This window comes from Acidovorax sp. (assembly GCF_034519795.1).
Classification (GTDB): Bacteria; Pseudomonadota; Gammaproteobacteria; order Burkholderiales; family Burkholderiaceae_C; genus Acidovorax.
The window spans coordinates 154,493-167,220 of sequence record NZ_JAXHOB010000012.1 but is presented as its reverse complement, the minus strand read 5'-3'; the positions used below and the strand labels follow the sequence as shown (position 1 = coordinate 167,220).

The 12,728-nt window shown below is 60.1% G+C and carries 13 protein-coding genes and 1 pseudogene; all 14 read left to right on the top strand.

All coding sequences use genetic code 11. The features are described 5' to 3' along the window. The first annotated feature begins 3 nt into the window (after nt 1-3). The 14 genes and pseudogenes from merP to U5N23_RS14320 all read left to right on the top strand — a co-directional run bounded on the left by merP (nt 4) and on the right by U5N23_RS14320 (nt 12,666). Nucleotides 4-279: a mercury resistance system periplasmic binding protein MerP gene (merP, locus tag U5N23_RS14385; protein WP_322593466.1), complete on the top strand. Its 276-nt coding sequence runs from the start codon at nt 4-6 to the stop codon at nt 277-279. 2 nt (nt 280-281) lie between these two features. After that, nucleotides 282-526, top strand: a pseudogene (gene merF, locus U5N23_RS14380) (mercury resistance system transport protein MerF). Continuing rightward, entirely contained in the window at nt 523-2,169 is a 1,647-nt protein-coding gene (merA, locus tag U5N23_RS14375; protein ID WP_322593464.1) for a mercury(II) reductase, read from the top strand. Before merF ends, merA begins: the two are co-directional and overlap by 4 nt. A 169-nt stretch (nt 2,170-2,338) precedes the next feature. Continuing rightward, nucleotides 2,339-2,908 (top strand): carboxymuconolactone decarboxylase family protein, encoded by a 570-nt coding sequence (locus U5N23_RS14370; RefSeq protein ID WP_322593463.1) that lies wholly within the window; start codon nt 2,339-2,341, stop codon nt 2,906-2,908. 41 nt (nt 2,909-2,949) lie between these two features. Next, the gene (locus tag U5N23_RS14365; RefSeq protein WP_322593462.1) at nt 2,950-3,645 is read left to right on the top strand and encodes a haloacid dehalogenase type II; all 696 of its coding nucleotides are present in this window, start codon (nt 2,950-2,952) and stop codon (nt 3,643-3,645) included. Nucleotides 3,646-3,770: 125 nt separating this feature from the next. Next, complete coding sequence (arsS, locus tag U5N23_RS14360; RefSeq protein WP_322593461.1) at nt 3,771-4,754, top strand: arsenosugar biosynthesis radical SAM (seleno)protein ArsS; 984 nt, start codon at nt 3,771-3,773, stop codon at nt 4,752-4,754. Next, on the top strand, nt 4,754-6,925 hold the full coding sequence (locus tag U5N23_RS14355; RefSeq protein WP_322593460.1) for an FAD-dependent oxidoreductase: 2,172 nt from the start codon (nt 4,754-4,756) through the stop codon (nt 6,923-6,925). Before arsS ends, U5N23_RS14355 begins: the two co-directional genes overlap by 1 nt. Before the next feature lie 68 nt (nt 6,926-6,993). Further along, nucleotides 6,994-7,668: a TIGR04283 family arsenosugar biosynthesis glycosyltransferase gene (locus tag U5N23_RS14350; RefSeq protein ID WP_322593459.1), complete on the top strand. Its 675-nt coding sequence runs from the start codon at nt 6,994-6,996 to the stop codon at nt 7,666-7,668. Further along, nucleotides 7,665-8,306, top strand: a complete 642-nt coding sequence (locus tag U5N23_RS14345) for a TIGR04282 family arsenosugar biosynthesis glycosyltransferase (protein ID WP_322593458.1) — start codon at nt 7,665-7,667, stop codon at nt 8,304-8,306. Before U5N23_RS14350 ends, U5N23_RS14345 begins: the two co-directional genes overlap by 4 nt. Continuing rightward, complete coding sequence (locus tag U5N23_RS14340) at nt 8,303-9,085, top strand: DUF3047 domain-containing protein (protein WP_322593457.1); 783 nt, start codon at nt 8,303-8,305, stop codon at nt 9,083-9,085. The genes U5N23_RS14345 and U5N23_RS14340 overlap by 4 nt, the downstream gene beginning before the upstream one ends. 83 nt (nt 9,086-9,168) lie before the next feature. After that, nucleotides 9,169-10,035 (top strand): phosphate/phosphite/phosphonate ABC transporter substrate-binding protein, encoded by an 867-nt coding sequence (locus tag U5N23_RS14335; protein WP_322593456.1) that lies wholly within the window; start codon nt 9,169-9,171, stop codon nt 10,033-10,035. Further along, entirely contained in the window at nt 10,032-10,934 is a 903-nt protein-coding gene (gene phnE, locus U5N23_RS14330) for a phosphonate ABC transporter, permease protein PhnE (protein WP_322593455.1), read from the top strand. Before U5N23_RS14335 ends, phnE begins: the two co-directional genes overlap by 4 nt. Continuing rightward, entirely contained in the window at nt 10,931-11,746 is an 816-nt protein-coding gene (locus U5N23_RS14325) for a phosphonate ABC transporter ATP-binding protein (protein WP_322593454.1), read from the top strand. Before phnE ends, U5N23_RS14325 begins: the two co-directional genes overlap by 4 nt. Continuing rightward, nucleotides 11,743-12,666 (top strand): hypothetical protein, encoded by a 924-nt coding sequence (locus U5N23_RS14320; RefSeq protein WP_322593453.1) that lies wholly within the window; start codon nt 11,743-11,745, stop codon nt 12,664-12,666. Before U5N23_RS14325 ends, U5N23_RS14320 begins: the two co-directional genes overlap by 4 nt. Nucleotides 12,667-12,728: the final 62 nt, after the last annotated feature.

Sequence of the window (12,728 nt, the reverse complement as noted above, 5' to 3'; positions counted from 1 at the left end):
ACTATGAAAAAGCTGTTTGTCTCCCTCGCTCTCGCCACCATCATCGCTCCTGTGTGGGCTGCCACTCAGACCGTCACGCTGGCGGTACCTGGCATGACTTGCGCGGCTTGCCCGATCACCGTCAAGAAGGCCCTCACCAAAGTCGATGGCGTGCGAGATGTCAAGGTCAGCTACGAGAAATTGACAGCCGTCGTCACCTTTGACGATGCCAACACAAGCCTGCAGAAGCTGACCAAAGCGACCGAAGACGCGGGCTATCCGTCATCCGTCAAGAACTGATCATGAAAGACCCAAGAACCCTGCTGAGGGCCAGCATCGTCGGCACGGTTCTCGTGGCGTTGTGTTGCTTCACCCCCGCACGGGTCATTCTGCTCGGGGTAGTCGGCTTGTCCGCTCTCACCGGCTATCTGGGCTATGCGTTGCTGCCTGCGCTGGTGTTTTTATAGATTTGACCATCTACGCTAGCCAGCGAAAACGCCAAGCCGACGCCTGCTGCACCCCGAAAATAAATGGAGACAAAAAATGACCGCAATCACCGTGACTGGCAGGACCTGCACATCCTGCGCCAGCCATGTTAAGGACGCCCTGGAAAAGATACCTAGCGTGAATACCGCAGTGGTGTCTTATCCGGAAAGCCGCGCGCAGATCAGCGCTGAACGCGCCGTGAGTCACGACCAAATGCTGGCGTCCATCGCCGCGTTGGGTTATCAAGGCTCGATCCGGGTTGGTGACTTCAAAGGTGATGCAAAAAGTCGTGATGCACTTGAGGGGGCCGGTTTGCATATCGCCGTGATCGGCAGCGGCGGCGCTGCGATGGCGGCGGCACTTGAGGCGGCTGAACACGGCGCGAAGGTCACACTGATAGAGCGCGGCACCACGGGAGGCACCTGCGTCAACATCGGCTGCGTGCCGTCCAAAATCATGATCCGAGCGGCGCACATCGCCCATTTGCGCCGCGAAAGTGCGTTCGACGTCGGTATTGCAGCGACTGTGCCGAAGGTTGACCGCCGCAAGCTACTGGCCCAGCAGCAGGCCCGCGTCGATGAACTGCGCCACGCCAAGTACGAAGGCATTCTGGATGGTGTTCCGGCCATCACCGTGCTGCACGGTGAAGCCCGTTTCAAGGACGGCCAAAGTCTGACCGTGCGGCGGGCCGATGGCGACGAGCGCGTGGTGAGCTTCGACCGTTGCCTGGTCGCCACCGGTGCCAGCCCGGCCGTGCCACCGATCCCCGGCTTGAAAGACACGCCGTATTGGACATCTACCGATGCCCTGGTCAGCGACACCATTCCCGAACGCCTGGCCGTGATAGGGTCGTCGGTGGTCGCGCTGGAATTGGCGCAAGCCTTTGCCCGACTGGGCAGCCAGGTCACGATCCTGGCGCGCAGCACGCTGTTTTTCCGCGAAGACCCGGCCATCGGCGAAGCCATTGCGGCCGCTTTCCGGGCCGAAGGCATCGAGGTGCTGGAACACACGCAAGCCAGCCAGATTGCCCATGTGGACGGTGAATTCGTGCTGACCACGGGACATGGTGAAGTGCGCGCCGACCAGCTGCTGGTCGCTACCGGCCGCACACCGAACACGCGCAGCCTGGCGCTGGACGCGGCGGGGATCGCTGTCAACGCGCAGGGCGCCATCGTCATCGACCAGGGCATGCGCACCGGCACGCCGCACATCTATGCCGCCGGCGACTGTACCGACCAGCCGCAATTCGTCTATGTGGCCGCCGCCGCTGGGACCCGTGCGGCCATCAACATGACGGGGGGAGATGCCACCCTCAATTTGACCGCGATGCCGGCGGTGGTGTTCAGCGATCCGCAGGTCGCCACCGTGGGCCTGTCCGAAGCCGAGGCCCACCTCAAGGGAATCGAAACCGATAGCCGCACGCTAATGCTCGACAACGTTCCGCGTGCGCTGGCCAACTTCGACACGCGCGGCTTCATCAAGCTGGTCATCGAAGTAGGTAGCGGACGGCTTATCGGCGTGCAGGCCGTCGCGCCGGAAGCGGGCGAACTGATACAGACGGCGGTTCTCGCTATCCGCAACCGCATGACGGTGCAGGAACTGGCCGAGCAATTGTTTCCCTACCTGACGATGGTCGAGGGTCTTAAGCTCTGCGCGCAGACCTTCAGCAAGGATGTGAAGCAGCTTTCGTGTTGCGCTGGATGACCAACAAGTGCATGGGCTCCCCCCGCACTCCTGATACGCAAGGGACGTTGAATGAGACGATTGGTCGCGGTTTTTGCTTCATGAAATTTAAGCTTGTCTCCAGCATCAGCTGGCGGGGTTTCCATTGAGCCTGGCCGAGTTGATGTGGAACTTTCAGGAGTACGAGTTCATGTCCACTGCCCCCATCGTCCGCACATTGCACGCCATCGACCACGCCACCGCCGAGGGCACCCAGAAAGAAATTCTCGACAAGGCGTTGAAGCAGGTCGGCTTCATTCCCAACATGTATGCCAACATGGCCAACGCTCCGGCTGTGCTCAGCACCTACCTGCACGGCTACGGTCTTTTCCGTAGCGAATCGGGCCTGAAGTCGGCCGAGCAGGAAGTGGTTTTTCTGGCCGTCAGCCAAGTCAATGACTGCAAATATTGCACAGCGGCTCACAGCATGATCGCCGACAAGGTGTCAGGCGTGCCCGCAGATGTACTGAAGGCTATCCGCGATCACGAGCCAATTCCAGACCCCAAGCTGGCTGCACTGCACGCAACCGTGACCGAAATGGTCCAGACCCATGGCAGGCCCAGCCCGGAAACGGTGCAATCCTTCCTCGCGGCGGGGTATTCGGAGCGCGATCTCTTGTATATCGTACTGGCCATTGCTGTGAAGACATTGAGCAATTTTTCCAACCATGCCTTCGCCACGGAGTTGGATGAAAAGTTTGCGGCCTATAAGGTAGCTTGATTGGATGCCGGGAGCGTTCGCAACCTGTACAAGGACATGCCATGAATATCAAGGCCATCGCCTTTGACACCGGAGGCACAGTGCTCGATTGGCACAGCGGTGTGTGCCACATGCTCGCTGAGATTGGAGCCGCTCATGGGCTTGATCGTGACTGGCATGTTGTCACGAACGACTACCGGCGTCTCGCCATGCAGGGCATCGTCGGCCAAGTGAAGCCGGCATTCAACATGGACGACCTTCATCGCTCTTGCCTGGAGCAGGTGCTGACCGACCATGGATTGCAGGCCTTCACGGGCGAGGAGCGCGGCAGGGTTGCAGATGCGTGGCATCGCCTGTCCGCGTGGCCGGATTTTCCAGCGGCGCTCGCGCGGATGCGCTCCCGGTATCCCGTGGTTTCGTTCACCATGCTGCCGTTGGCTCTGGTGGTCGATGTTTCGCGCAGGAACGGCATCACCTGGGATGCGGTGATTTCTTGCGAGATGATTGCCATGTACAAGCCGCACCCCCAGGCATATATGCAGGCGGCATCCTGGATGAATTTAGACCCTTCAGACATCTTGATGGTGGCTTGCCATAACTTTGACCTGAACGCGGCCCGAGGGTGCGGGCTTCGGACAGCCTTTGTCCGCAGACCGCAAGAGTGGGGCCCGCTAGGCCCTCCCGATCCAACGCCGCACCCCGACTGCGACATCGTGGTGGATGACTTCGCCGCCCTTGCACAGCGCTTGACCGAGTAGCCAAGACAAGGGCGGCCAAAGTATCACATCGTCTGATATCCCCGGTGTAAGAAGCACGGGGTTCGCGGCGACTAAAAGTGCAATACGCGAAAACAGTCGCGCCCACGGAACAACCAAGGACGAACATGCACGCCACCTTGCCTTTGCTTGAAGCAACGACTTTCCCAGCCTTGAACAGAGGCTCCTTGACTACTCTACAGGTCAATCTCGGGTACCGCTGCAATCAGACCTGTGTGCATTGCCATGTGAACGCAGGGCCGAACCGCACAGAAATGATGGACAGCTCCAATCTGGAGTTGGTGATCGAGGTGTTAAAAGCACGGTCCATCCAAGTGCTGGATTTGACGGGCGGCGCCCCCGAACTGCATGAAGAGTTTCGCCTGCTGGTACGCCAGGCGCGGGCTCTGGGCGTGCATGTCATGGACCGCTGCAATCTGACCATCCTGTTCGAACCGGGTCAGGAAGATTTGGCGCAGTTCCTGGCCGACCAAAAAGTCGAAGTGGTGGCATCGATGCCTTGCTACTCGCTGGAGAACGTGGACAAGCAACGCGGAAAGGGCGTGTTCGACAAGAGCATCGCTGCCTTGCAGCAGCTCAATGCCCTGGGCTACGGCAAGCCCGGTTCAGGGCTCAAGCTCAGCTTGGTCTACAACCCGCAGGGTCCCTCGCTGCCGCCGGAGCAGCGCAAGCTTCAGGCAGACTACAAGCGCGAACTGTGGAAGCACTTCGGCATTGAGTTCGACGAACTTTTTGTCATCACGAACATGCCTATCCAGCGCTTTGGGTCCATGCTGATCTCCAAGGGGCAGTTCAGCGGCTACATGCAACTGCTGCGCGAGAACTTCAGCGTGCCCAATCACGCCGCCGTCATGTGCCGCAACCTGGTCAGCGTGGACTGGCAGGGCTATCTCTACGATTGTGACTTCAATCAGCAGCTCGGCCTTCCGTTGCCTGCAGAGGGCACGTTGCGAATGGCTGCCAAGCCACACCTGCGAGATCTGCTGGAGCAAGACCCTGTGGGTCGGCCGGTGCGCACCGCTGACCATTGCTATGGCTGCACGGCCGGACAGGGCAGCAGTTGCGGCGGAGCACTGAAAGCGGAGCAGTGATGAGGGCCGCCAAACGTCTTGCGCTTCTGGCGCTGGCCGTGGTGCTGGTCTGGGCATTTTTCGCAGCCGGTGGTCCGAAGTGGCTGACGCTCGAAGGGCTCAAATCGGGCCTCGACCAATTTGCCGCATGGAGGAGCACGTCCCCCGTTTTGCTTGGCCTGGGTTTCGGCGCGGTGTATGTGTTGGTGGCGGCCCTTTCCCTTCCGGGTGCCGTCATCCTGACACTGGCCGCTGGCGCCATCTTCGGTCTGTTCTGGGGCACCCTCATTGCGTCTTTCGCGTCCACGCTGGGTGCAACCCTGGCTTTTTGGAGTGCGCGATACCTGCTGCGCGACTGGGTGCAGGCGCGCTTTGGTGACCGCCTCAAGCCCATCAACGACGGTATGGCTCGCGATGGCGCTTTCTACCTTTTCACGCTGCGCTTGGTCCCCGTTTTCCCGTTCTTTCTCATCAACCTGCTGATGGGCCTGATGCCTATCCGCTCGCTGACTTTCTACGGGGTCAGCCAGATCGGCATGCTGGCCGGTACTTTGGTGTACGTGAATGCGGGCACGCAGTTGGCGCGCATCGATAGCTTGGCCGGCATTGTCTCGCCGGGTGTCACGCTGTCCTTAGTCTTACTGGGAGTGTTTCCGCTGGTTGCCAAAATGGTCCTGGGATACCTGCAGCGCCGCCGTATCTATGCGCGCTGGACAAGGCCACAGCGCTACGACCGCAACCTCATCGTCATCGGCGCAGGGGCGGCCGGATTGGTGACGGCCTACATCGGTGCCGCCGTCAAGGCCAAAGTCACTTTGGTGGAAGCGCACAAGATGGGTGGCGATTGCCTGAACTATGGGTGTGTGCCCAGCAAAGCCCTGATTAAAAGCGCCAAGTTGGCTACTCAGATGCGCCACGCGGACCAGTATGGATTGAGCGCCACGGCACCTGAGTTCAGTTTTCGGCAGGTGATGGCCAGGGTTCATGACGTGATCCGCACCATTGCGCCACACGATAGCGTTGAACGCTACGAATCATTGGGTGTGGAAGTGCTGCAGGGCTACGGCCGCGTGATTGATCCCTGGACTGTAGAGATTGAGGCCGCTGACGGCAGCAAGCAGCGCCTGACGACACGCAGCATTGTCATCGCCGCTGGTGCGCAGCCCTTTGTGCCGCCACTTCCTGGGCTGGATGAGGTCGGTTACCTCACCAGCGACACCTTGTGGGATGCGTTGGCCCAAAGAAATAGCGCTCCAGCGCGCTTAGTGGTGCTGGGCGGTGGACCCATCGGCTGCGAACTCTCACAGAGCTTTGCGCGTCTGGGCTCCGCAGTAACGCAAGTCGAAATGGCGCCGCGCATCATGGCGCGTGAAGATGCCGAGGTATCCGAACTGGCACGCGCCTCCCTGGCCCGCGATGGTGTGGATGTTCTCACCAGTCACAAGGCTCTGCGATGCGAACGTGAGGAGCGCGATGGTGTGGTGTACAAGTACCTCGTGGTCGAGCACGGGGGCCTGGAGCGGCGCGTGGAGTTCGATGACTTGATCTGCGCGGTGGGTCGAGTGGCCCGTCTGCAGGGATATGGCCTGGAGGCACTCGGCATTCCCACGCAGCGCACGGTGGTGACCAATGAGTACCTGGAAACACTCTATCCCAACATCTACGCTGCCGGGGATGTGGCGGGTCCCTATCAGTTCACCCATACGGCTGCGCACCAGGCTTGGTATGCCGCAGTCAATGCACTGTTCGGACAGTTCAAGCGCTTCAAGGTGGAGTATTCGGTCATCCCCTGGGCAACCTTTGTTGACCCGGAGGTGGCCCGTGTCGGTCTGAATGAACAAGATGCCAAGGAAAAAGGCATTGCTTACGAGGTCACACGCTATGGGATTGATGACCTCGACCGCGCCATCGCGGATGGAGCAGCGCATGGTTTCGTGAAGGTGCTGACGGTACCTGGCAAGGACCGCATTTTGGGGGTCACCATTGTCGGAGAGCATGCAGGGGACCTGCTGGCCGAATTCATTTTGGCCATGAAGCACGGGCTGGGTCTGAATAAGATTCTCGGCACCATCCACACCTACCCGACGCTCTCGGAAGCCAACAAATACGCTGCCGGTGAGTGGAAACGGGCGCACGCACCGCAGCAGGTGTTGGCTTGGCTGCAGCGGTACCACGCCTGGCGGCGTGCGTAAGGGAACGCCATGGCCGCCGTACACGCCGTCAACTGGTTTCGCCGCACCTTTAGTTTGGAAATCTCAGCGTGACGAAACTCTCAGTCATTGTTCCCGTGCTTAATGAAATGGCTAGTCTGCCAGGGCTTTGCGATCATCTGATGCTCCTGTCACGCCAAGGGGCGGAGGTGATCGTGGTCGATGGCGGTAGCGACGATGACAGCGCTGATCTGATCGAGTGCATGGGATTTCAGCTGATCCGCGCACCACGGGGCCGTGCCCTGCAAATGAATGTAGGCGCTGCCGCTGCAAGTGGCGACGTGTTGCTCTTTCTGCATGCCGACACCCGCTTGCCCCCATCCCCAGTGCAACTGGTGGACGGCCAAGTGAAGTCCGCGTTGGCATGGGGGCGGTTTGACGTCGTCATAGAGGGAAGGCCCGCCATGCTGAAGGTCATAGCTTGGATGATGAACCGGCGCTCGCGCTTCACCGGCATTGCTACGGGGGACCAAGCCCTGTTCATGACCCGCACCGCCTTTGACGCCGTGGGAGGTTTCCCCCAGCAACCGCTCATGGAAGACATCGAAATATCCCGCCGGTTGCGACGTTTGGTGCCCCCCATTTGTCTGACCGACAGGGTGCACACATCGGGCCGACGTTGGGAGCAACGTGGGCTCTGGCGCACGATTTTCCTGATGTGGCGTCTGCGGTTGGCCTATTGGCGCGGCGTTCCCGCAAGCCAACTCGCAAAGGCTTATCGATGAACCCGGTTCGCATCGTCATCATTGCCAAGGCACCCATCCCAGGCTTTTGCAAGACTCGGTTGATCCCGGCTCTGGGCAAAACTGGCGCGGCTGAGCTTGCGCGGCGCATGCTCGTTGAGGCCGTCAATGCGGCACTCGCGTCTAGGGTGGGCCTCGTGGAACTCTGTGTGACTCCCGCACTGAACGAATATGACTGGACCACACTGGGTTTACCCGGCGGCCTGACATGGTCAGAGCAAGGCGATGGTGACTTGGGGGCGCGCATGGCCAGGGTCGCTCGGCGGGTGACATCCGAAGGCGCCTCGGTGGTGCTGATTGGCACTGACTGCCCTGCGCTCGATAGCGGCCTGCTTCAGCGCGCCGCTTTGGCCTTGCGTGACCACCAAGCATCGCTTGTTCCTGCAGAAGACGGCGGCTACACCCTGCTGGGCTTGCAGAGCTTTGACCAGACGCTGTTTGACAACATGCCTTGGAGTACCGCCGAGGTGGCTGCAGAAACGCGCCGCCGCATCGCACGGCTGGGCTGGCATCTGTGCGATTTCCCTCCTTTGCACGACATCGACGAGCCGCAGGACTTGGCGATGCTTCCCGCTCCAATTCGTGCAGATCTTCCGGCTCACCTATGGAGCACGACATGAAACGCCGATTTCACTCCGTCCCGCGCAAAAGCTTTGTATTGAGTGCCTCCTTGCCATTGCTTGCGCTAGTCGCGGGCGCGGCTGCCGCGCCCGTGCACATGGGAAACTTTGCAAGCGACTCGGAAGCGCTGCCCGATCCCTGGCAATTGGTTCAGTTTGACCAGCGTGTGCCAGCCACTCATTACCGAGCTCTACGATGGGATGGGCGCGTTGCAGTAGAAGCCTCCGCGAATGCCAGCATGGCATTGCTGGCCCGTCCATTGACCATTGATTTACAAGCCACGCCGGTCTTGTGCTGGATGTGGCGGGTGGAGGGGGTGCTGCAAAAGGCGGATCTGCGCCAAAAAGCGGGCGATGACTATGCGGCGCGGGTTTACGTCACCTTTTCTCTCCCCCCGCAGGCGTTGGATCTGGGTCTTCGCATGAAGCTGGCTTTGGGGCGCAGTCTTTATGGCGCCTCGGTGCCGGATGCAGCGGTCAACTACGTGTGGGACAACAAGCATCCCGTCGGCACCCGCGCTTTCAACGCCTACACAGATCGTGCCGCCATGGTCGTTCAGCGCACCGGCAAGGAGCGAGTGGGCCAGTGGGTGAGCGAACGCGTCAACGTCCTAGCGGATGCCACAAAAGCCTTCGGACCGCTGCCCTTCAAAGCAAGCCAATTGGCCGTGGCGTCTGACACGGACAACACCGGAGAGCAGGTACGCGCAGGGTTTGCCGAACTGCATTTTGTGGGTGCGGATGAACCGTGCCAGTTCGCGGGCGCTGCGGCGCCATAACTCATGGCTTGGCGCCTGTAAGAACCTGGCACTGGCCAACGACCAAGAGGCACCACTATCACCACCACTCAGAGGTTGTTTTCATGAAACTCCATCGCCGTCACCTTGTGCTTCTAGCCACCTTGGCACTTGCCGGAGCTGCTCAGGCCCAGCAGGCGCCGCTGCAATTTGGGGTGGGTCTTTTTCAGCCAGACAAGGAAAAAAACGACGCAACCTACAAACCTCTGGCCGAGTACCTGGCAACTCAACTGAAGCGCCCGGTGCAACTGCGCACAGTGGACAGCTGGGAAGGGCTGGCCAAGTCCCTCGCCAATGGTGAGACCGATCTGGCCCTCATGGGGCCCTGGGGGTATGTTCTGGCTAACCATGAGGCAGGTGCCGAGGTGGTGTCCACCATACTCTACGACGGCAAGCCCGAGTATTTCGCCATCATGGTGACCCACCCAAAGTCTGGCATCAACACCCCGGCAGATCTCAAAGGCAAGACTTTTGCCTTTGGTGACAAGGGCTCTACTTCGGGCTACCTCATCCCGCGTCACTACTTCATGACGCAGGGCATTGATCCCGAGAGGTACTTCAGCAAGGTGCTCTACACCAAGCACCAGGCCATCGAAACCCAAGTCACCCAAGGAGTGCTCGACGCAGGTGCCGACTACAACCGCAACCGTGATGCGATGATTGAACAAGGTCTGATCAAAGCGGAGCAATCCAAGATCATCTGGCAATCCGCGCCGTTGCCCAATGACGCTTTTGCAGTGAGCAAAGCCCTGGCTGCGGACAAGGCATTTGTGGCCAGCTTGCAGGCGGCACTGGCCGGGGTAAGCGCAGCGCTGGCGTCTCAGCCAAAATTATTGCCGTCGCACTACACAGGGTTTGTGACGCGCGACAACACGTTCTACAAGCCGATCCGTGACGCCGGGCTGGCCACCGGGAATCTGCAGGCGAAGTGAGCACCGTGATGACAAACGCGCAGGGCCCCACAGGTACGACAAGACTGAGCGGGCGCCTGCGCTTTCTGGGTCTGGCGTTGGCCTACGGACTGCTTGTAGTGGTTTGTTTGTGGTCCCTGGGTGCTGAAGGCGACCTGTCGTTGGGCCGCAATCCGCTGGCGAATCTTGCCAAGACGATGACCGAGTTTGCCCATCCCAGCTTCCTGGACATCTGGTTCGGTGAGGCAAGGCTGGAATACCGCAGCGATGACGGTACCTTACTGCGGGTTGAAAACCGTCAGCAAGTGGAAGCCGACTACCTGGCGGGTCTGGTCCGCGCGGCCTGGACAACGATCCGTATTGCGACCCTGGGCTCTCTACTAGGCGCGCTGTTGGCGCTGCCGCTGGCCGTGCTGACGGCTCGCAACCTGGCTGCACCGCGTGCCCTGGCGTGGGCGGCCAAGGCTGTGCTGGATGTGATGCGGTCCATTCATACCTTGGTGTTCGGTCTGGTGCTGGTGGGCATCGTGGGCCTGGGGCCAACGGCAGGTATCTTGGCCATCGGCCTGCATTCGATGGGCACCTACGGCAAGCTGTTTGCCGAGGCCATCGAGTCGTTGGACATGGCCGCCATTCATGCAGTGCAGAGCGTCGGGGCCAGCCGCACGCAGGTTTTTTTCAATGCCGTGTGGCCATCCGTGCTGCCGCAGTTTGTCTCCAGTCACCTCTACATCTGGGAGTTCAACATCCGTGACTCCACCATCTTGGGCATCATTGGCGCTGGCGGGCTGGGCCTGCTGATTTCGGAGGCCACCTCACTGTTCCAATGGGGCCGCTTGGCCACCGTGCTGCTGGTGGTTATCGTCTTGGTGGGCTCCTTCGACGCCATAAGTCGGCGCATCCGCCGAGCATTGTCATGACAGGCCCCAGCATTTTGCTCAAGGACGTTTGCTGTCAGATCGGCGGGCAAACCATCCTCGACATACCCACACTGACGGTGGCGCATGGCGAACGGGTGGCCATCATCGGTCACAACGGTGCCGGAAAATCCACATTGTTCAAGCTGTTGACGGGCTTCATGCGACCGGCACACGGTGAGGTGCAGGTGCTCGGGCGCCCGCTGGGCGCCTCTCTCGACGCAAAGCAGTGGCGACTGATGCGTCAGGAGATAGGCCAAGTCTTGCAGGGACTGCACTTGGTGGGACGCTTGTCTGCGCTTGACAACGTTCTGATCGGCGCCCTCGGCAGGGTGAGTGGCTGGCGCAGTTGGACGAGGTTCTTTCCTGTTGCAGAAATCCAGCGCGCCGAGGCTGCGCTGCAGCAAGTGGGGATGCTGGCCCGCGCCACTGCGCGGGCAGACCAGCTTTCGGGTGGAGAGAGACAGAAGGTGGGCGTGGCCCGCATGCTCATGCAGGGCCCACGTCTGATCTTGGCCGACGAACCCACCGCCGCGTTAGACCCGACAGCAGCCGCCGAAATATGCCGACTGCTGGTGGATGCCGCTGCGGGCGCGACGCTGCTAACCGTGGTGCATAACCCCGCGCTGTTGCCGGTCCTCGCCGACAGGGTGATCGGACTTCGCCAGGGCCGCGTGGCCTTTGATTTGCCAACGCAACAGGTAGGAGATAGGCAACTGGGCGCACTGTACAAGCCTCTAGCGAACGAGCCACCTGCTCATTGGCAAGTAGATCTACCTGTTCCAGTGCAAAAAGAGAAACGGATGCTCCAATGACTACCAATGACATCGACACTGCGGGCCGAACTTGCCCGCTTCGATACCGCTATGGTGCGCAAGCCATCGCAAAAGCACCGCCACTTTCGACCGAAACTCTCTATGTCATTGGCGGGCTCTACGGCAATCTGCCCGCGCTGGAGATGATTGAACAGATGGCCGCCAGCGAATCGGCCCCCGTCACACTGTGCTTCAACGGGGACTTCAACTGGTTCAATGTGGATGACGAAGGGTTTCGCACCATCAATCAACGCGTTCTTCGCCACCAGGCCATCTTGGGGAATGTGGAGGCTGAACTGTCGTCAGATGGAGACGAAGCCGGGTGCGGCTGCGCTTACCCCGAACAGGTGGACGCCGCAGTGGTTGAACGCTCCAATCGCATCCATGCCAGGCTCAAAGCCACTGCGCAGCGTAATGCCGACCTGTCGCGGCGTCTTGCCGAGCTACCCATGTTTGCGCGGTTTGAGATTGGTCTGTGCCGTGTGGGCATCGTGCATGGGGACGCCGACTCGCTTGCCGGGTGGAAATTTGGTGTGGATGAAATCGACAAGCCACACAACGAGACGTGGTTGCAAAGCGCCTTTGATAGCGCGCAGGTTGACGTCTTTTCGTCTACCCATACGTGTGAACCCGTGCTCAAGTCTGTGGCGCGTGGGGCGCTTCAGGCGGTAGTCATTAACAATGGTGCCGCAGGAATGCCAAACGCCGGTGGAAAATTTCCGGGACTCATCACCCGTATCGCATTGACCCCATCGCCGTTTTCAGCAGCCTATGGAACTTGCGTTGCGGGCGTGCACATTGATGCTATCCCGGTCGCCTATGACCAAGACCGATGGACAAGGATGTTTCTCGCAAACTGGCCTGCGCAATCTGATGCTCATTTGTCCTACTTTCGGAGGATTGCGCGACACGCCTTTTGAAGCAGGCCGACGCTCTTGTCAGTGCTGATGAGAGCTTTCTGTGTGACTAATCCTTTTTTAAC

What these genes read in the sequence shown, in the direction of transcription:
- U5N23_RS14370 (WP_322593463.1), top strand. Translation starts at nt 2,339, where the DNA reads ATGTCCACTGCCCCCATCGTCCGCACATTGCACGCCATCGACCACGCC.
- U5N23_RS14355 (WP_322593460.1), top strand. Translation starts at nt 4,754, where the DNA reads ATGAGGGCCGCCAAACGTCTTGCGCTTCTGGCGCTGGCCGTGGTGCTG.
- U5N23_RS14335 (WP_322593456.1), top strand. Translation starts at nt 9,169, where the DNA reads ATGAAACTCCATCGCCGTCACCTTGTGCTTCTAGCCACCTTGGCACTT.
- arsS (WP_322593461.1), top strand. Translation starts at nt 3,771, where the DNA reads ATGCACGCCACCTTGCCTTTGCTTGAAGCAACGACTTTCCCAGCCTTG.
- U5N23_RS14340 (WP_322593457.1), top strand. Translation starts at nt 8,303, where the DNA reads ATGAAACGCCGATTTCACTCCGTCCCGCGCAAAAGCTTTGTATTGAGT.
- merP (WP_322593466.1), top strand. Translation starts at nt 4, where the DNA reads ATGAAAAAGCTGTTTGTCTCCCTCGCTCTCGCCACCATCATCGCTCCT.
- U5N23_RS14325 (WP_322593454.1), top strand. Translation starts at nt 10,931, where the DNA reads ATGACAGGCCCCAGCATTTTGCTCAAGGACGTTTGCTGTCAGATCGGC.
- U5N23_RS14320 (WP_322593453.1), top strand. Translation starts at nt 11,743, where the DNA reads ATGACTACCAATGACATCGACACTGCGGGCCGAACTTGCCCGCTTCGA.
- U5N23_RS14345 (WP_322593458.1), top strand. Translation starts at nt 7,665, where the DNA reads ATGAACCCGGTTCGCATCGTCATCATTGCCAAGGCACCCATCCCAGGC.
- merA (WP_322593464.1), top strand. Translation starts at nt 523, where the DNA reads ATGACCGCAATCACCGTGACTGGCAGGACCTGCACATCCTGCGCCAGC.
- U5N23_RS14365 (WP_322593462.1), top strand. Translation starts at nt 2,950, where the DNA reads ATGAATATCAAGGCCATCGCCTTTGACACCGGAGGCACAGTGCTCGAT.